This window comes from Nocardioides sp. WG-D5, assembly GCF_054031175.1.
The window spans coordinates 2,246,974-2,263,857 of record NZ_CM132928.1; the positions used below are offsets into that span (position 1 = coordinate 2,246,974).

General features: G+C 70.6%; 17 protein-coding genes. 9 read left to right on the top strand and 8 right to left on the bottom strand.

What is annotated here, in order from left to right; genetic code table 11:
• Positions 1-9: 9 nt before the first annotated feature.
• Entirely contained in the window at positions 10-366 is a 357-nt protein-coding gene (locus ACWZJV_RS10985) for a sterol carrier family protein (protein ID WP_008360550.1), read from the bottom strand.
• Positions 367-440: 74 nt separating this feature from the next.
• Between ACWZJV_RS10985 and ACWZJV_RS10990 the strand changes: the two genes are divergently transcribed.
• From ACWZJV_RS10990 to ACWZJV_RS11000, 3 genes are read left to right on the top strand one after another with little or no spacing between them, the layout of a single operon-like run.
• Complete coding sequence (locus tag ACWZJV_RS10990) at positions 441-1,169, top strand: hypothetical protein (protein WP_457181440.1); 729 nt, start codon at positions 441-443, stop codon at positions 1,167-1,169.
• A gap of 10 nt (positions 1,170-1,179) precedes the next feature.
• A complete protein-coding gene (locus ACWZJV_RS10995; RefSeq protein WP_457181442.1) occupies positions 1,180-1,956 on the top strand; it encodes a serine hydrolase in 777 nt (258 codons plus the stop codon).
• A 9-nt stretch (positions 1,957-1,965) separates the two neighbouring features.
• Positions 1,966-2,514 (top strand): GNAT family N-acetyltransferase, encoded by a 549-nt coding sequence (locus ACWZJV_RS11000; RefSeq protein WP_457181443.1) that lies wholly within the window; start codon positions 1,966-1,968, stop codon positions 2,512-2,514.
• Here the strand turns inward: ACWZJV_RS11000 and ACWZJV_RS11005 are convergent.
• Positions 2,497-3,450 carry a helix-turn-helix transcriptional regulator gene (locus ACWZJV_RS11005; RefSeq protein WP_008360545.1) on the bottom strand — a complete coding sequence of 318 codons (954 nt, stop codon included), beginning with the start codon at positions 3,448-3,450 and terminating at the stop codon, positions 2,497-2,499. The genes ACWZJV_RS11000 and ACWZJV_RS11005 overlap by 18 nt on opposite strands.
• A gap of 210 nt (positions 3,451-3,660) precedes the next feature.
• Between ACWZJV_RS11005 and ACWZJV_RS11010 the strand changes: the two genes are divergently transcribed.
• From ACWZJV_RS11010 to ACWZJV_RS11020, 3 genes are read left to right on the top strand one after another with little or no spacing between them, the layout of a single operon-like run.
• On the top strand, positions 3,661-4,674 hold the full coding sequence (locus ACWZJV_RS11010; RefSeq protein WP_231380147.1) for an ATP-binding cassette domain-containing protein: 1,014 nt from the start codon (positions 3,661-3,663) through the stop codon (positions 4,672-4,674).
• Entirely contained in the window at positions 4,671-5,477 is an 807-nt protein-coding gene (locus tag ACWZJV_RS11015) for an ABC transporter permease (protein WP_457181446.1), read from the top strand. The genes ACWZJV_RS11010 and ACWZJV_RS11015 overlap by 4 nt, the downstream gene beginning before the upstream one ends.
• A gap of 56 nt (positions 5,478-5,533) precedes the next feature.
• Positions 5,534-7,036: a DHA2 family efflux MFS transporter permease subunit gene (locus ACWZJV_RS11020; protein ID WP_457181448.1), complete on the top strand. Its 1,503-nt coding sequence runs from the start codon at positions 5,534-5,536 to the stop codon at positions 7,034-7,036.
• Between the two features lie 4 nt (positions 7,037-7,040).
• Here ACWZJV_RS11020 and ACWZJV_RS11025 read toward each other — a convergent pair whose 3' ends face one another.
• Both ACWZJV_RS11025 and ACWZJV_RS11030 read right to left on the bottom strand, forming a co-directional pair.
• Positions 7,041-8,045: a CAP domain-containing protein gene (locus ACWZJV_RS11025; protein ID WP_457181450.1), complete on the bottom strand. Its 1,005-nt coding sequence runs from the start codon at positions 8,043-8,045 to the stop codon at positions 7,041-7,043.
• Between the two features lie 44 nt (positions 8,046-8,089).
• Positions 8,090-8,833: a TetR/AcrR family transcriptional regulator gene (locus ACWZJV_RS11030; protein WP_457181452.1), complete on the bottom strand. Its 744-nt coding sequence runs from the start codon at positions 8,831-8,833 to the stop codon at positions 8,090-8,092.
• Positions 8,834-8,936: 103 nt separating this feature from the next.
• Between ACWZJV_RS11030 and ACWZJV_RS11035 the strand changes: the two genes are divergently transcribed.
• Positions 8,937-9,686 (top strand): DUF2306 domain-containing protein, encoded by a 750-nt coding sequence (locus tag ACWZJV_RS11035; RefSeq protein ID WP_008360541.1) that lies wholly within the window; start codon positions 8,937-8,939, stop codon positions 9,684-9,686.
• Here the strand turns inward: ACWZJV_RS11035 and purL are convergent.
• Entirely contained in the window at positions 9,605-11,893 is a 2,289-nt protein-coding gene (gene purL, locus ACWZJV_RS11040) for a phosphoribosylformylglycinamidine synthase subunit PurL (RefSeq protein WP_008360539.1), read from the bottom strand. The genes ACWZJV_RS11035 and purL overlap by 82 nt on opposite strands.
• 55 nt (positions 11,894-11,948) lie before the next feature.
• Positions 11,949-12,593: a hypothetical protein gene (locus ACWZJV_RS11045; RefSeq protein ID WP_457181455.1), complete on the bottom strand. Its 645-nt coding sequence runs from the start codon at positions 12,591-12,593 to the stop codon at positions 11,949-11,951.
• Positions 12,594-12,774: 181 nt separating this feature from the next.
• Here ACWZJV_RS11045 and ACWZJV_RS11050 point away from each other — a divergent pair, with 181 nt between their 5' ends.
• Positions 12,775-14,166: a sulfatase-like hydrolase/transferase gene (locus ACWZJV_RS11050; RefSeq protein ID WP_457181457.1), complete on the top strand. Its 1,392-nt coding sequence runs from the start codon at positions 12,775-12,777 to the stop codon at positions 14,164-14,166.
• Positions 14,167-14,264: 98 nt separating this feature from the next.
• Entirely contained in the window at positions 14,265-15,617 is a 1,353-nt protein-coding gene (locus tag ACWZJV_RS11055; RefSeq protein WP_457181459.1) for a glycoside hydrolase domain-containing protein, read from the top strand.
• A gap of 46 nt (positions 15,618-15,663) precedes the next feature.
• Here the strand turns inward: ACWZJV_RS11055 and ACWZJV_RS11060 are convergent, their stop codons facing one another.
• Positions 15,664-16,287 carry a hypothetical protein gene (locus ACWZJV_RS11060; protein ID WP_457181461.1) on the bottom strand — a complete coding sequence of 208 codons (624 nt, stop codon included), beginning with the start codon at positions 16,285-16,287 and terminating at the stop codon, positions 15,664-15,666.
• On the bottom strand, positions 16,287-16,877 hold the full coding sequence (locus ACWZJV_RS11065) for a hypothetical protein (RefSeq protein ID WP_457181463.1): 591 nt from the start codon (positions 16,875-16,877) through the stop codon (positions 16,287-16,289). The genes ACWZJV_RS11060 and ACWZJV_RS11065 overlap by 1 nt, the downstream gene beginning before the upstream one ends.
• Between the last annotated feature and the right edge of the window lie 7 nt (positions 16,878-16,884).

A 16,884-nucleotide genomic window follows, 5' to 3' on the forward strand; every position in this document is an offset into this window, starting at 1 on the left:
GGCGACGGCCTACAGGGGCAGGTAGGGCGACAGGTCGGTGCGTTCTCCGGAGGCCCTGACATGGGCCTGGTCGACGGCCTCGGACCAGGTCATCTGCCCGGTGGCGAGGGCGATCCAGGTGAGCGCATCGGTCTCGATCACCGCCGGCGGGGTGCCCCGGGTGTGGCGGACGCCTTCGACGCACTGCACCGCGGCGTACGGCGGGACGCGCACCTCGACGCTCCTGCCCGGAGCACGCTGCTCGAGCACGGCGAGGAAGTGCTTGGTGAGGAGCCGTAGATCGGCCTTGGCGGACTCCCCGGCGCGTACGCGACCGAGAGCATCGGCCACGTCGGCGGCGGCCGCGGGCTTGAGTCGGGCTGGCACGTCGACAGCCTAGAGGTTCCCCTTTCTGTGGCGGTTGCCCGCGGCGGCGGCGCGCGACCACTACGCTCCGTGACGTGGGACTGGAGAGACTCGAGTCGGCGATGGTGTTGACGACCGTCGAGACCCTGCGCGGGCGGATCGCGGCGCGCTTCCCCGACCGTGGTCTGGTGAAGGTCGCCGAGGAGCTGGCCGGCCTGATCCGGGAGTCCTCCGGCGTCGGGGACCGACTCCGCCGTCGGCTCGGCTGGACCCGCGTTGTCTCTCGTACGCTGATCGTGGCCGTCCTCGCACTGACCCTGGTCGCCATCGTCTGGGCCCTCGCGACGGCGTTCGCCGACGAGACGCTCACCGGCGTCCAGTGGCTGCCGCTGATGGAGAGCACGGTCAACGACCTCATCTTCGCCGCGGTCGCGATCTTCTTCCTCTACACGATCCCGGAGCGGCTGCTGCGGTCGCGAGCGCTGAAGCTGCTCCACCGGCTGCGCTCGCTGGCCCACATCATCGACATGCACCAGCTCACCAAGGACCCCGAGCGGCTGCGTGCGGACTTCACGCCGACCTCGGCGAGCGTCCGGCTCACGCTCGACGCCGACGAGCTGATCCACTACCTGGAGTACTGCTCCGAGCTGCTCAGCCTCGTCGGCAAGACCGCCGCGCTGTGCGCCGAGGACTCCCAGGACAACGTCGTGCTCGACACCGTCAGCACCGTCGAGGGCCTCACCGTCGACCTCTCCCGCAAGATCTGGCAGAAGATCCAGGTCGTGGGCGAGCTGCGCGAGGAGCAGTCATCGACCTCTGCCTAGTCTCGGGTCCATGACCTCACGGACGGACTGGTCGATCCTCGCGGTCGAGGCGGGCTCCGGGGAGGTGCTCATCGAGTCCGACCCGGATCTGCTGCTGCCGACCGCCAGCATCGGCAAGCTCTTCCTGCTGCACCACCTCGCCGAGCTGCTCGACGCGGACCCGTCCCTCGGGCAGCTGACGCTGCGCAAGGACAGCGTCGAGCCGGTGGCCGACAGCGGGCTGTGGCAGCACCTCGACGCGCCCGCGCTGACCCTGACCGACTGCGCCCGGCTGGTCGGCGCGGTCTCGGACAACCTGGCCACCAACGTGCTCCTCGGCCACGTCGGGCTCGCCCCGGTCCAGGCCGTCGCCTCGCGGCTCGCCCCGGGCGGGTCGATGCTGAACGACTCGGTCCGGGACGTACGGACGCCGGACGACCCGCCGACGCTCTCCGTCGGCTGCGCCGCCGACTGGGTCTCCTACTTCCGTACGCCGCACCCCACCGTCCTGTCCTGGCTGGCGCCGTCCGCCGACCTGTCGATGGTCTCCTCCGCCTTCGGCCTGGACCCGCTGGCCCACACCAACCCCGACAACGGCGTCCAGGTGTGGAGCAAGACCGGAACCGACGACGGCGTCCGCGCCGAGGTCGGACTGCTCGACATGGCCGGCCGGCGGGCGGCGTACGCAGTCATCTGCCGTTTCGAGGGCGAGGTCGTCCCGGTGCTGGGTCAGATGCGTGCCTACGGCACCCTGCTCCTGGATGCGTTGCAGGACGACTACCATCCAGATTCCGGTCCGGCTCAGTAGGAGAACACCTTGTTCAGCATCGACCTCGGGAACGGCGCGGAGATGGTCCTGCGCGACCGATCGACCGACTTCGCCGTCCACAAGCTCATCAACGCCAACCTCGACCACCTGCGCGAGTGGGAGCCGTGGGCGCACGCCGACCAGTCCATGATCAGCATCTCCAGCTTCGGCACCTACCTGCTGACCCAGTGGGTCAAGGGCGAGGCGATCCCGTGCGTCATCCGCCAGGACGGTCAGGTGGCCGGCGCCACGACGGCGCGGATCAACCTCTACGAGAAGTCGGCCACGATCGGCTACTGGCTGGGCGAGGCCTACGAGGGCCGCGGCCTGGTCACCCGGGCAGTCTCGGCGCTGCTCGACACGCTCTTCAACGAGTACGACATCGCCCGGGCGATCATCGACACCTCGGTCCGCAACAAGCGCAGCCGTGCGGTCGCCGAGCGGCTCGGGTTCACCCACGAGGGCACCATGCGCGGCGCGCAGGCCTACCCGGGCGAACGCCGGGACCTGGTGGTCTACGGACTCCTGCGCGAGGAGTGGCTAACCCGAAACGCCTGAGCGGACGAACCGCTCCCCCGCCTGCCTGACCAGCTCGGCCAGCTCGGCCGGCTGCTCGACCGTGAACTCGGCCTCGACGCCGGCGAGGATCATCATCGGCCAGCCCAGGTCGTCGGCCTGCATCCGCAGCCGGCAGCCGCCCTCGGCGGCCTCGACCTCGCCCCAGCGCCCCACCCGCCGCGCGACCACGTCGGGCTCGACGTGGATCAGGACACAGATGTCGTAGGTCGCGGCCCGGGAGCGGATCCCCGCCTGCACGTAGGAGGCCGCGTCGCCTCCGGGGATCTCCCGCGGACGGAAGGTCTGGCCGGTGGTCGTCGGGTCGCTGATCCGGTCGACCCGGAAGGAGCGCCAGTCGTGGCGGACCCGGTCGTAGGCGAGGAGATACCAGCGGTTGCCGAGCGTGACCAGCCGGTGCGGCTCGACGCGGCGCTGGGTCGGCTCGGCCTCGGGCGCCTGGTAGGTGAAGGTGAGCGCCTCGTCGTCGCGACAGGCCTGCGCCAGGACGCCGAGCACACCGGCGTCCAGGGGCACCCGGCCACCCCACGGGAGGGAGTCGGTCTGCGAGGTCACCGCGTCCATCCGCCGGCGCAGCCGGGGCGGCATCAGCGCGACGACCTTCCCCAGCGCCTGGGCGGAGGTGTCGCCCATCCCGGCGACCAGGCCGGCCGCGGCCGTACGCAGCCCGACCGCGATCGCCACCGCCTCCTCGTCGTCGAGCAGCAACGGCGGCAGCGCGTTGCCGGCCCGGAGCTGGTAGCCGCCGGCCACCCCGCGGGTGGCATCGACGTCGTAGCCGAGATCGCGCAGCCGCTCGATGTCGCGGCGCAGCGTGCGCTCGCTGACCTCGAGGCGTACGGACAGCTCCGTGCCGGGCCAGAAACGGTGGGTCTGCAGCAGGGAGAGGAGCTGCAGCATCCGGGCGCTCGTACTCATGCCACGACCTTAAGCGCCATTGCGGCCAGGTCGTGACCTGATTCGCGAAGACCAGCCCGAGATCGCGCGACGGTCGGCTCGCCCCCTCCTCGAGCCGACCGTCGTCGCGCTATCTCCCTCTTACCCACTCACCGGACTTCTAAACCGGATCTCGCAAAAAATTTTCAAAAGCGGACAGAAACTGGCCGGATGACCTCAGAGGCTGGAGACATGACGAACCACACCAACCAGCGGCCGGTGATCCGCACCGAGGCTCTGACCAGGCACTTCACCCGCGGAAAGAAGACCGTCGAGGCCGTACGCGGGCTCGACCTCGAGATCCACCAGGGCGAGCTCGTCGCCTTCCTCGGCCCCAACGGAGCCGGCAAGTCGACCACCCTGCGGATGCTGACCACGCTCATCCCGCCCACCTCCGGCACCGCCGAGGTCGCCGGCCACGACGTCGTACGCTCCCGCGCGGCGGTCCGCCGCTCGATCGGCTACGTCGGCCAGGGCAACGCCGCGGCCTTCGTCCAGCGCGGCCGCGACGAGCTGATGTCCCAGGCCCGCGCCCACGGCATCCCGCGGGCCGCCGCGAAGGCGCGCATCGACGAGCTGCTCGCCGCCTTCGACCTCCAGGAGCACGCCGACCGTCCGGTCCAGACGCTCAGCGGAGGCCAGCGGCGGCGTCTCGACATCGCGATCGGGCTGCTCAACCACCCCGAGGTGCTGTTCCTCGACGAGCCCTCGACCGGGCTCGACCCGCAGAACCGCGCCAACCTCCAGGAGCAGATCCGCCGGCTCCACGAGGACGGCACCACGATCGTCCTCACCACCCACTACCTGGAGGAGGCGGACGCGCTCGCCGGCCGGGTCATCGTCGTCGACCACGGCGTGGTGATCGCCGACGACACCGCCACCCGGCTCAAGGAGCGGCTCGGCGACCTCGTGCTCCTCGGCTTCGGCAACGAGGCCGACGCCACCGCCGCCGCCACCCGTGCCGAGTCGGTGCTGACCGGTCCGACGCTCATCGAGCGCGCCGGTACGCAGGTCTCGATTCGCACCCCGCGCGGTGCCGACAGCGCCCCGGCGATGGCCATCGACCTGGCCGCCCACGGCACGCCGGCGATCCGGATGGAGGTCCACGCCCCCACCCTCGACGACGTCTTCCTCGACCTCACCGGCCGCAGCCTGCGCGAGTCGGCCGACTCCACCACCACCCAGACCGAAGGAGCAGCAGCATGACCACCCTCACCATCCCCGCCACCCAGGTCCGACGTACGACCCAGCCGCTGAGCAGGCCGACCGGGTTCCTCACCGACACCTGGACCGTGCTGGTCCGCGAGCTCACTCCCAAGCTGCGCCAGCCCGCCTCCATGCTCTTCGCGATGGTGCAGCCGCTGGTCTTCCTGGGCCTCTTCGCACCGCTCCTGCCCACCGTCGAGAACGGCAGCGCGCTGCAGTGGTTCGTGCCGGGCATCGTCGTGATGACCGCGCTGATGGGCGCCTCGATGACCGGCGCCGACCTGACCGCGGAGATCCGCTCCGGCTCCCACGAGCGGCTCCTGGTCTCGCCCCTCTCCCGGCCGTCTCTCCTGGTCGGACGGGCCCTGAAGGAGGTCGTGCCGGTTCTGTTCCAGGCCGCGGTCATCCTCGCCGTGGTGACCCCGTTCAGCTTCGACCTCCATCTCGGCGGGGTCCTGGTCGGCGCCGTCATCGTCTCGCTCTTCGCGATCGGGCTGGGCGCGTTCAGCTTCGCCCTGGCCACCGCCGCCAAGGAGCAGGACTGGATCTTCTGGACGGTGCAGCAGATGCTGATCTTCCCGCTGCTGCTCCTCTCCGGTGTCCTGCTCCCGCTCGACGGCGCACCCGGCTGGCTGACGTTCCTCAGCGACATCAACCCGATGACGTACGTCGTGGAGGCGGAGCGGGCGCTCTTCGCCGGTGAGTTCCCCCTCGACGTCGTCGCCAGCGGTTTCGTCGCGGGCGCGGCCGTCGCGGTGGTGGGAGTGCTGGTCGGCGTACGGACCATGGAGCGGTCGAGCTGAACGGTCGGGCCGAAACCCCTTGACCTCAAGTTCACTTTAGCTTCCAGACTGGACGCATGACACCCCGACCCCGAACCGCCCCGAGCCCGACAACGATCGTGCTCACCGTCATCGCCGGCACGGTGATGATCCCGATCGACATCACGATCGTCGCGGTAGCGATCGCCCGTCTCTCCCAGGAGACGGGCGCTTCGCTACCCGTGATCCAATGGGTCGCCACCGGCTACACGCTCGCCCTGGCGACGGTCATCCCGGCCGCCGCGTGGGCGATCAGCCGGTTCGGCGCCCGTCAGGTCTTCCTGACCGCGATCGGTGTCTTCACCGTCGGCTCCGGCCTGGTCGCGGCCTCCTGGAACGTCGAGTCGCTGATCGCGTTCCGGGTGCTGCAGGGGCTCGGCGGCGGCTTCGTGATGCCGGCCGCGATGACCCTGACGCTGCGCTCGGCGCCGCCGGAGGAGCGCGGCCGACTGATGGCGCTGATGGGCCTGCCGGTGCTGGTCGGCCCCGTCTTCGGACCGGTGCTCGGCGGCTGGCTGCTCGACACCATGTCGTGGCGATGGATGTTCCTCATCAACCTGCCGCTCGGTGTGCTCGGCGTGATCCTCGGCCTGCGTAACCTCCCGCGCCTGGACCGCGGGCCGAGCGCCCGCCTGGACGTACGCGGCCTGCTCCTGCTCCCTCCCGCGATGGCGCTCCTCGTCCTGGGCACATCGTTCGCCGAGGGCACGCTCCTCGACGCTCAGGTGCTGGTGCCGATCGGGGCCGGGATCGTCCTGGTGGCGCTCTTCGTGCGGCACGCGCTCCGCGCCGCGGCCCCGCTCCTGGACATCCGGCTCCTCGGCCGTCGCCTGACCGGCGGCAGCGCCGCGCTGCTGGTCTGCTTCGCCGGCGGCTACTTCGGCTCGATGATCCTGGTGCCCCTCTACTGGCAGGTCGTACGCGGCGAGTCCGCCACCACCGCGGGGTTGCTGATGGCTCCTGCCGGGATCGCGGCCGGGATCATGATCCAGATCTCCGGTCGGCTCATCGACCGCTTCCCGCCGCTGCCGGTGATCGGCTCCGGCATCGTGGTCGCCACCCTCGGCTTCGGCGCCCTGGCGCTCCAGCTGAGCGCCGACGCGCCGATGTCGCTCCTGGCCACCACCCACGCGATCGCGACCGCGGGCGCCGGGTTCGTGATGCTGCCGACGATGACCATCGCCACCCGCTACCTCGAGGACAGCGCGATCCCGGCCGGATCGACGATGATCAACGTGATGAACCAGGTCGCCACCGCCCTGTGCACCGCCGGCGTCTCGGTTCTCCTGGCCGCCGCGCTCTCCGCGCGCCTGCCGGGGCTGGGCGGCGACGGTGTCGGCGCGCTCAGCACCGTGTCACCCGCCCAGCGCGTGGCCGTCGCGCCCCTGGCCGCCGAGGCGCTTCAGGTCGCGTTCTGGCTGCCGGTCACGATGATGGCGGTCTCGGCGGTCATCGCGTTCGTCGTCTTCCGGCGTACGCCTTCGGCTCGGCCGGCTCCGGCCGACAGCCTTCAGCCGGTGACCGCGGCGGTCACCGACTAGGCGCCTACCACCGGCGGTGGCCGCCCGGGTACGGGTTGGGGTGACCCGGAACGGGAGGACCCGGGACGGGGCGGCCAGGGTAGCCGGGGCGGACGGAGTGGACGGGAGGGACCGGACCCCGATGGACCGGTCCACCGCCGGGGTAGGGTCCGGCCGGCCGCATCGGCCGAGTGGCCTCGAGGTCGCGCCGGCGCCGTTCGCGGCCCCGGCGCCACGCCAGCAGGAACGCGATGAGCAGCCCCAGCGCGGAGAGCCCGAGCACCGCGACGGCGATCTCGACGTAGCCGATCCCGAACAGCCCGCTCGAGGAAGGAGTCGGTCCGTCCGAGGCGTCGGTGAAGGTCACCGGGCCCGCCGTCTCCGAGTCGCTCCCGGCCAGGGCCGAAGGCGACTCCGACTCCGACGGCGAGGCCGAGGGCGACTCCGACGGCGATGCGGAGACCGACGGCGTACGCGACGGGGTCGGCGACGAGGTCGCCGACTTCTTGGGCTTCGCGGCCTGGCGAGGGTTCGGCGCCTCGGTCGTCGCCGGCGCGGTCGGTGCCGGTGCGGCGGTCTTCGGCTTCTCGGTCGGCCGCACCCCCGGCGGGTACTTCGCGAAGACCTGGACGCCCCAGGTGGTGTTGTCGACCTCCACGAACGCGATCCCGATGTGGGTGTAGTCGCCCAGGATGTTGGCGCGGTGCCCGTCGGAGCCCATCCAGCCCCGGTGCATCTCGGCGCCTGTCGGGTAGCCCATCGCGACGTTCTCCCCGACGCCCTGCCACCCCTCCGGCACCTGCTCGGCGAGGTCGGGGTTGTGCGAGAGCTCCCCGTCGGCGGCGATCTTGTAGGCCCACTTCCGCGCCAGCCCGTCGAGAGCGGAGTCGCGGGTGAGCGGGTCGAGACCGGCGTCGGCCCGCGCGGCGTTGGCCAGCCGCTTGATCGTGCCACCCTCCCCCGCGGAAGCCGGACCAGCGCCGACGAGCAGCGCGGCGGCCGCCAGCAGCAGGACGAGGACAGAGGACATGGGGCGATGCAGGTGGGGGGACATCCCCGCCAGGGTATCGGCCTTTACTCTGGGGCGCTGCGCTCGATGTGGCGCTCGATGTGGCGCTCGATGTGGGCAGCGATCCCGGCCATGAGCAGGCTCTGCCCGAACGCGGACGGGTCGTCGGAATCGGATCCCTCACCGGGCCCGGCAGGCCGCCATGTGGCCATCGACTCCATCAGGTTCGGGAAGCGCTCCGGATCCGCGTACGTCACGAGCATCTGCTCGAACGAGGCGTAGGGGTTCTCCGCGAGCCGAGCAGCCTCGACCTCGATCCTCGCCTCACCCAGGCCGTACTGCGCGATGATCCCCAGGATCGCCAGCTTCTCCTCGGCGGGCAGCGCCACCTCGCGCAGGTAGTAGAACCCCAGGTCGAGCCAGGCGAGCCGGTTGGGCCCGGGCAGCGACGCGCCGAGCGGCAGATCGAGGAACCACGGCTTGCTGAGCGCCAGGTCGACCTGCGCGCGCATCCAGGCCGCCAGGCCCTCTCGCCACCCCAGGTCACGCGACGGCGCGGGGAGCTCCGCGCTGAGGCGGTCGGCGAGCAGGATGAGCAGCTCATCCTTGTTCTTCACGTGCCGGTAGAGCGCCATCGGCGAGCAGCCCACCGCCTCGGCCACCCGGGCCATCGAGACAGCCGCAAGGCCCTGCTCATCAGCGATGACGTAGGCGGCCTCGACGATCTGGGCGACACTCAGCGCCGGCTTGGGGCCGCGTCGGCCGGCCGGAGGCTTGCCCCACAGACGAGGGATCAGGTCAGAGCTCATCGCGTCCATCATGCCCTGCTCCTTCCCGAAACCGGTTGACCGCCCATCGGATCTGCGTACTCTATAAACAGTTAATGCCATACGCTATTAGATCGGACGGCCCATGAGCACACCTCCACGACCTCTGGCGCGCCAATGGTGGGTCTTCCCGCTGGCCGCGGTGACGGTGATCTTCCTGATGACGGCACTGCCGCGGTATGTCGGGCTGGACCCGTCGCAGTCGCTCGTCGAGACCGACCGCGGGCCGGCCTTCTACCCGGCGCTGGTGACGCACATCTTCTTCGGCTCGGTGATGCTCTGCTGCGGAGTGCTCCAGCTGTGGCCCTGGCTGCGCACCAACCATCCGACGGTGCACCGCTGGACCGGCCGCACCTACGTCGTCACCGCGATCCCGACGGGTGTGGCGGCGCTGGTCACCAGCCAGTTCCCCGTGGCCGGCCCCTCCCAGCAGGTCGGCAACACGCTCCTCGCGCTGCTGTTCCTGCTGTTCACCGTGCTCGGCTACCGCGCCGCCCGGCAGCGGCGGTTCAAGGACCACCGCGAGTGGATGTACCGCAGCTACGCGATGGCGTTCTCGATCGTCGCCAACCGCTTCTGGGGCATGGTGCTGATCATGATCTTCGTGCCCGAGGTCATGACCGGCGCCGACATCGGCACCGAGGACCCCACGCTCGCCGGAGCCGCCGCGGCCTCGGCGTGGGTCAGCTGGGTCGTGAACCTGCTGATCGCCGAGTGGATCATCCACCGCAAGCCGCGGCGGCGGGCGAACCGTCAGGCCAGCGCGTCGCGCAGCGTCGAGCGCCAGACGCCGGTGAGCTCCTCGAGCGGGATCTCGACGGCGCCGCCGTCGTAGGAGATCGCGTAGGTGGCGCCCCCGGTCACACCGAGCTTCGTCGCCGCGACCCCGTGACGCTCGGCGAGCGAGGTGAGCCGCTCGACGTCGTCGGCCTTGACGGTGACGACCGCACGGGCGACCGACTCGGAGAAGAGCGCCACGAACGGGTCGCCGGCGAGGGTGACCGAGACGCCGATGCCGGAGGACATCGCCGGCTCGGCCAGCGCCTGCATCAGGCCACCGTCGGAGAGGTCGTGGGCGGAGGTGATGAAGCGGGCCTCGCCGAGCAGCTCGGCCAGCGCCTTCTCGGCACCCAGGTTGACCTTCGGAGGCAGCCCGCCGAGGTGACCGTGCACGACGTGGGCCCACTCCGAGCCGGAGAGCTCCTCGTGGGTCTCACCGAGGAGCACGACGACCTCGTCGGCGGCCTGGAAGTCCGACGGCGTACGCGTGGTGACGTCCTCGATCACACCGAGCGTCGCGACCACCGGCGTGGGGTGGATGGCGACCTCACCGGTCTGGTTGTAGAGGGAGACGTTGCCACCGGTGACCGGGATGCCCAGCTCGAGGCAGGCGTCCTTCAGACCCCGGGTGGCCTCGGCGAACTGCCACATCACGTCAGGGTCCTCGGGGGAGCCGAAGTTGAGGCAGTCGGAGATGGCCAGCGGCTTGGCGCCGACGGAGGCGACGTTGCGGTAGGACTCCGACAGCGCCAGCTGGGCACCGGCGTAGGGGTCCAGCTTGGCGAAGCGGCCGTTGGCATCGGTCGCGAGCGCGACACCGAGGTTGGTCGACTCGTCGACGCGGATCATGCCGCCGTCGGAGGGCTGGGAGAGGACCGTGTTGCCGCGGACGTAGCGGTCGTACTGCTCGGTGATCCAGGACTTGTCGCACAGGTTCTCCGAGGCGACCAGCGTCAGGATGGTCTCACGCAGCTCCTCGGCGGAGGCCGCGCGCGGCAGCTTCTCGGCCACGTCGGCCTGCAGCGCGTCCTGCCAGGACGGGCGGGCGTAGGGGCGCTCGTAGACCGGGCCGTCGTGGGCCACGGTGGTCGGGTCGACGTCGACGATGGTCTCGCCGTGCCAGTCGACGCGCAGCCGGCCCTCGCCGGTGACGGTGCCGATCACGGCCGCCTCGACGTCCCACTTGGCGCAGATGTCCATGAAGGTCGCCTCGTCCTCGGGCGCGATGACCGCCATCATCCGCTCCTGCGACTCGCTCATCAGGATCTCCTCCGGAGCGAGCGTCGAGTCGCGCAGCGGCACCCGCTCGAGGTGTACGTGCATGCCCCCGTCGCCGGCTGCGGCGAGCTCGGAGGTGGCACACGAGATACCGGCCGCACCGAAGTCCTGGATGCCGCGGACGATGCCGGCCGAGAAGAGCTCGAGGGTGCACTCGATCAGCAGCTTCTCCATGAACGGGTCGCCGACCTGGACGCTCGGCCGCTTGGCCGGACCGTCCTCGTCGAACTCCACGCTCGCGAGGATGGAGGCGCCGCCGATGCCGTCGCCGCCGGTGCGCGCGCCGTACATGATCACCAGGTTGCCGGCGCCGGACGCCTTGGCCAGGTGGAGGTCCTCGTGGCGGAGCACGCCGACGCAGAGCGCGTTGACCAGCGGGTTGCCGAGGTAGGAGGCGTCGAAGACCGCCTCGCCACCGATGTTGGGCAGGCCCAGGCAGTTGCCGTAGTGGCCGATGCCGGACACGATCCCGGGAAGCACCCGGTGGGTGTCCTCCTCGGACAGCGGGCCGAACCGGAGCGGGTCCATGACGGCGACCGGCCGGGCACCCATCGCGAGGATGTCGCGGACGATGCCGCCGACGCCGGTCGCGGCGCCCTGGTGGGGCTCCACGTAGGAGGGGTGGTTGTGGGACTCGACCTTGAAGGTGACCGCGTAGCCCTGACCGACGTCGAGCACGCCGGCGTTCTCACCGATACCGGCGAGCATCTTGCCGGCCGGGGTCTCCTGCGGGATCTCGCCGAACTGCTTCAGGTGAACCTTGGAGGACTTGTAGGAGCAATGCTCCGACCACATCACCGAGTACATCGCCAGCTCCGCGCCGGTCGGCCGGCGGCCGAGGATGCGCTTGATCTCGGCGTACTCGTCCTCCTTCAGGCCGAGCTCGGCCCAGGGCTGCTCGCGGTCGGGATCACCGGCAGCGTGGTGCACGGTGTCCAGGAGCGGAAGATCGGACGCAACGGCAGCGGACGAAGTCTCGGTCACGGGCAGAAATCTACGTCAGAAGTGCCCAATCCCCCGAGTCGTCACCGGGCGCCGATCATCTGGGCAGCCCGCGCCACTCCCGCAGGTCGCGGACCTCACCGAACTCCTCGAGCGCCTGCCGGGCGACCTCGCCGTCGCCGGCGTAGGCGGCGACGCTCCAGCCGTGACCCTCCACCATCTCGGCGGTGATCCAGGAGGCCTCGCCGTGCGGGGTGGCCAGCCGGCGCGGACGCCAGGAGAGCGACATCGCGCCGTCGGGGCGCTGCTCGATCATCGGGGTCGAGCCGGTGGCGTCGAACTTCTGCCGGCCGTCCTGCCAGTCGCTCCGGTAGGCGTAGTGGAGATGGATCGGGCTGCCGCGCCAGGAGAGCGAGCACTCCACGAAGAGATCTCGCGGGCCGGTCGCGCCCCGGGTGCACTCGCCGCTGCGAGCGACGTCGGCGTAACCGGGGAAGACCCACCTCATGCCGTCCTCGCCGCGCGGGTCGGGGCACCGGGTCAGCGAGCCGGAGCCGTTGCCGTCCCAGCAGACGTAGGGCGTGTTGACCCGCTTCGTGGTCGAGCTCACCTGGTCGGCGGCCACGAACGGCCCGGCCACCTCGCCGCCGTGCGCGACGTGGATGATCCCGGCGACTGCCAGCGCGAGCAGAACAGTGATCGCGAAGAGGACCGGTGTGACCCGATCACGTCGTCTCTGCACCGGCCCCAACCCCCTTTGCGGTCCGTTTCTTTACCAAGTTAACGCCGCGGAGCGGCTTTGGTTAGGGCAAATCAGCCAGGACGAACGTCCTGACCACGTCCGCCGACCGAGACCCCGGCCCACCGGAGGGGGCGCCGCCTAGTCTTCTATTCGTAGTTATTCACTAAAGAAAGGCCATACGGTGTCCTCCCCCAGCACGCTCAGCCGACGCAGCCTCCTGGCCACCGGGGCCGGCGCGATCGCCGCCACCGGCCTCGCCGCCCCCGCCAACGCCACCGACGAAGAGCCGTTCCAGGCCCGCAAGGTCAACCGGCCCCGGCGCAAGCCCAACCTCCTGGTCATCCTGGGCGACGACCTCGGCTGGGCCGACCTGTCCGCCTACGGCTCCCCCGACATCAAGACGCCCCACCTGGACAGGCTGGCGGCCTCGGGCGTGCGGTTCACCGATGCGTACTCCGCCTCCTCGGTCTGCTCCCCGACCCGCTTCGGGCTCTACACCGGGCGCTACCCCGGCCGCCTCGCGGGCGGCCTGCCGGAACCCATCTCGGCGCCGAACAAGCTGCACGGCATCCCGCTCGACCACCCGACACTGGCCTCGTTGCTCAAGGAGCAGGGCTACGCGACGGCCCTGTTCGGCAAGTGGCACTGCGGCTACCTGCCCTGGTACAGCCCGACCCGGGTCGGGTGGGACGAGTTCTTCGGCAACTTCTCCGGCGGCCTCGACTACTTCTCGAAGATCAACCACAACGGCGCCCACGACCTCTACGAGGACGAGGTGGAGGTCGAGGACCTTCGCTACTACACCGAGATCGTCACCGAGCGGGCCGTCAGCTTCATCGAGCGCGACCACGACACCCCATGGCTCCTGAACCTCAACTTCACCACCCCGCACTGGCCCTGGGAGGGACCCGAGGACAAGGCGGTGAGCGATGAGCTGACCGCCCGGATCGAGGGCGGCGAGAAGGGCGTGCTCTTCCACACCGACGGCGGCTCGCTGGCGACGTACAAGACCATGGTCGAGGATCTCGACCAGTCGATCGGCCAGGTCATCAAGGCCCTCGAGCGCACCGGGCAGCTCCGCGACACCGTCGTCTTCTTCGCCAGCGACAACGGCGGCGAGCGGTTCTCCAACGTGTGGCCGTTCACCGGTGCCAAGTCGGGGCTCAACGAGGGCGGTATCCGGGTGCCCACCATCCTGAGCTGGCCCGGCACCCTGCGCGGTCGCCAGGTCAGCGACGAGCCGGTGGCCACGACCGACTGGACCGCGACGTTCCTGGAGCTCGCCGGGGCGACGCCGGCCGAGGACTACCCGCTGGACGGCACCAGCCTGGTCCCGCTCCTCTTCGGCGGCCGGCCGCGCGAGACCCAGGACCTCTTCTGGCGCATGCGCGGGCAGCGGGCGCTGCGCCGCGGCCCCCTCAAGTACCTGCAGCTCGACGGCACCGACCACCTCTACGACCTGAGCGAGGACGTACGCGAGCAGGCCGATCTCGCTCGGAAGCGACCCGAGGACCTGGCGGAGCTGCGGGCGGCCTGGGAGAAGATCGACGAGACGCTGCTGCCGTACTCCTGACGTACGCCCGTCCCGTCCTGATGTCAGGTCAACCAAACGGCGGCGCCTGCGCGCGTCTCCTGGTAACTGAGTGACGGTTGTGACTACCGTGACGAAATATGGGGGACTTCACCAGGCTCAGGAACGTCAGACGGGCGCTCGGCGCGAGCTTGATCTCAGGCGTCGTCGGCGTCGCGGGGCTGGCAGCACCCAGCCCCGCGGCCGCCGCGAACCGGGTCACACCGGGCAACTTCACCGGCTACGGCTTCGACCAGTGCCAGGCGCCGTCACAGACGGCCATGGACCGGTGGTGGAGGCACTCCAACTTCGGCGCCGTCGGCATCTACATCGCCGGCAACTCCCGCGGCTGCCGTAACCAGACCAACCTCAGCGCGACCTGGGTGAGCAACCAGCTGGCGCGCGGGTGGCGGCTGCTCCCGATCACGCTCGGGCCGCAGGCATCCTGCAACCCGCACTTCCCGCGCTACCGCGACGACCCGCGGATCAGCGCCAACCCGGCCGACCAGTACGCCAAGGCCAAGCGCCAGGGCATCAGCCAGGCCAACGCCACCGTCGAGGCCGCCAAGCGCTACGGCATCGCCGCCGGAAGCACGATGTTCTACGACCTCGAGGGCTTCGACGCCGGCAACGAGCGCTGCCGCGAGTCGGCGATGTGGTTCGTCTCGGCCTGGAGCCACCGCGTCAAGGCGCTCGGCTACCGACCGGGCATGTACTCGAGCGCGTCGTCCGGCATCAAGGCGATGTACGCCGTCTGGCACGCCCAGCCCCGCGGCTTCGTCTACCCCGCCGATCTGTGGATCGCCGACTGGGACGGCCGCGCCAACACCTCGACCCGCTACATCCCCGACACCCCCTGGAACCCGCACAAGCGCGTCAAGCAGTACCGCGGCCCGCACAAGGAGACCCACGGCGGCACCACCATCGAGATCGACTCCAACTTCGTCGACCTCGGCCGAGGCTCCTACGCGCGTCCGGTGACCCATTGCGGCGGCGTGCCGGTCAGCTTCACCAGCTATCCCGCCCTGAAGCCGCGCACCAGCTCCTACCCCCCCTCGCCGATCTACACCAAGGCGCTCGAGTGCATGCTCCGCGAGCGCGGGAACTTCGGCGGCGCCATCGACGGTACGTACGACCGGGGGCTGGTGAGCTCGGTCAACGCCTGGCAGCGCTCGCACGGTCTGGCGGTGGGCACGACCTGGACCCAGGCGGCCTGGAAGACGCTGTGGGCGGCCAACAGCCGCCCGCTCCTCAAGCGCGGCTCCGCCGGCGAGAGCGTCCGCGACCTCCAGCGCGCCCTCAGCGCCACCTCCGCACCCGAGCGTCCGAAGATCACCGGCGTCCTGGACTGGAACACCCAGGTCGCCCTCGTCGCCTACCAGAAGCGTCTCGGCCGCACCGCGAACGGGATGGCCACCGAGGTGACCTGGTACGACCTGGCCCACGGCCGCTGAGTCCGAGGGCGTGAAGCCGACCGTGGCCCATGGACCATGCTCGGCTTCACAGCTCCTCGGGCTCTGAGCAGAACAGGTGCTGCGCGGCGCTCGCGTGGCCGACGGTCCGCGTCCCGTCCTCCTCGGTCCGAGGCGTCATCGACTCGGGGCGCCGCGCGCCGACCACGCCGAGGCAGAACCTGACCTGGGCGACATCGCTCGGGAGGGACATCGGTCCCGTTCCGAGGTCGGTCCCGAACGGGTGGAACCAGGTCAACGGCAATGCCGACGTCACCTCGACCTCGACAGCCTCGCCCGGCGCCACCTCCGTGACCCCTACCCTCGGGATCGACGCCCAGGTCTGATCGGTGTCAGGGAAGCCGAAGAGCGCCTGCGACAACAGCGCCCCACCGTCGACGTCCTCGGTGACGTACGCCGCGTCCTTCCGGTAACGGACGCCGGCACCGGCAGGAACTGCAGGCCGGTTGATGAGCAGCAGGGGCTCATCACCCTCGTTGGCGAACCGGTAGCTCACCTGGACCTCGGCGTCGGCGACCGTCACCTCGGCATCGAAGGTAGCCACTGGCGCCGGCGCCGATCCCGACGGGCCGAACTCGCCGTAGGGCGAATCCTCGGCGCACCCGCTGAGCGGCATCAGCAGCGCCACCACGAGCACGCCGACCCGCTTCATCAGTCCACGGATGCCGGATCGGAGCAGAAGATCTGCTGGGACGCCGCGGCCGAGTCGGAGTGGGCGAGGCCGGTGACCTCGGCCGGGACGCCGTCGGGATAGAGGTCGCGGAGGTCGAGGACACCGACGCAGAAGATGACCTCGTCGACCGGGTCCGGGAGGTCCGGTGCCGAGTCGTCGTCGAACGGGCGATGGGCCTCGAGCGGCAACGACACACGTACGTCTCGCTCCATCTCCTCGCCCGCCGCGAGCCTGACCCAGCCGACCGCCGGCATCTGGGCGAACGACGTGTCGTCCGGCACGGGGAAGACGCGCTTGCTCACCTCGGCCCGGCTCCCGCCGCTGCCCAGGACGTAGACGGTGTCCGCCGAAGCCGGCTGCAGCGCTCCGTTGGCGTACGTCGGCACCGAGTCGACGACGTAGACGTCGATGTCCGCGTCGTTGACCACGCGATAGCTGACCTCGAGCGCGTCTCCGGCCACGGCGATCTCCGACTCGAACCGGACCCCTTCGATCTCCCGCTCCCCCTCGGGAGCCTTCGCACAGCCGCTCATCACCAGACCTCCCGCCGTCAGCAGCGATGCGAGCATCATCAAC

Excerpts from the sequence above, each read along its gene's own strand:
- ACWZJV_RS11065 (WP_457181463.1), bottom strand. The coding sequence starts at position 16,877 with ATGCTCGCATCGCTGCTGACGGCGGGAGGTCTGGTGATGAGCGGCTGT.
- ACWZJV_RS11015 (WP_457181446.1), top strand. The coding sequence starts at position 4,671 with ATGACCACCCTCACCATCCCCGCCACCCAGGTCCGACGTACGACCCAG.
- ACWZJV_RS11030 (WP_457181452.1), bottom strand. The coding sequence starts at position 8,833 with ATGAGCTCTGACCTGATCCCTCGTCTGTGGGGCAAGCCTCCGGCCGGC.
- ACWZJV_RS11055 (WP_457181459.1), top strand. The coding sequence starts at position 14,265 with ATGGGGGACTTCACCAGGCTCAGGAACGTCAGACGGGCGCTCGGCGCG.
- ACWZJV_RS11035 (WP_008360541.1), top strand. The coding sequence starts at position 8,937 with ATGAGCACACCTCCACGACCTCTGGCGCGCCAATGGTGGGTCTTCCCG.
- ACWZJV_RS11005 (WP_008360545.1), bottom strand. The coding sequence starts at position 3,450 with ATGAGTACGAGCGCCCGGATGCTGCAGCTCCTCTCCCTGCTGCAGACC.
- ACWZJV_RS11020 (WP_457181448.1), top strand. The coding sequence starts at position 5,534 with ATGACACCCCGACCCCGAACCGCCCCGAGCCCGACAACGATCGTGCTC.
- ACWZJV_RS11010 (WP_231380147.1), top strand. The coding sequence starts at position 3,661 with ATGACGAACCACACCAACCAGCGGCCGGTGATCCGCACCGAGGCTCTG.
- ACWZJV_RS11060 (WP_457181461.1), bottom strand. The coding sequence starts at position 16,287 with ATGAAGCGGGTCGGCGTGCTCGTGGTGGCGCTGCTGATGCCGCTCAGC.
- ACWZJV_RS11025 (WP_457181450.1), bottom strand. The coding sequence starts at position 8,045 with ATGTCCTCTGTCCTCGTCCTGCTGCTGGCGGCCGCCGCGCTGCTCGTC.
- ACWZJV_RS10995 (WP_457181442.1), top strand. The coding sequence starts at position 1,180 with ATGACCTCACGGACGGACTGGTCGATCCTCGCGGTCGAGGCGGGCTCC.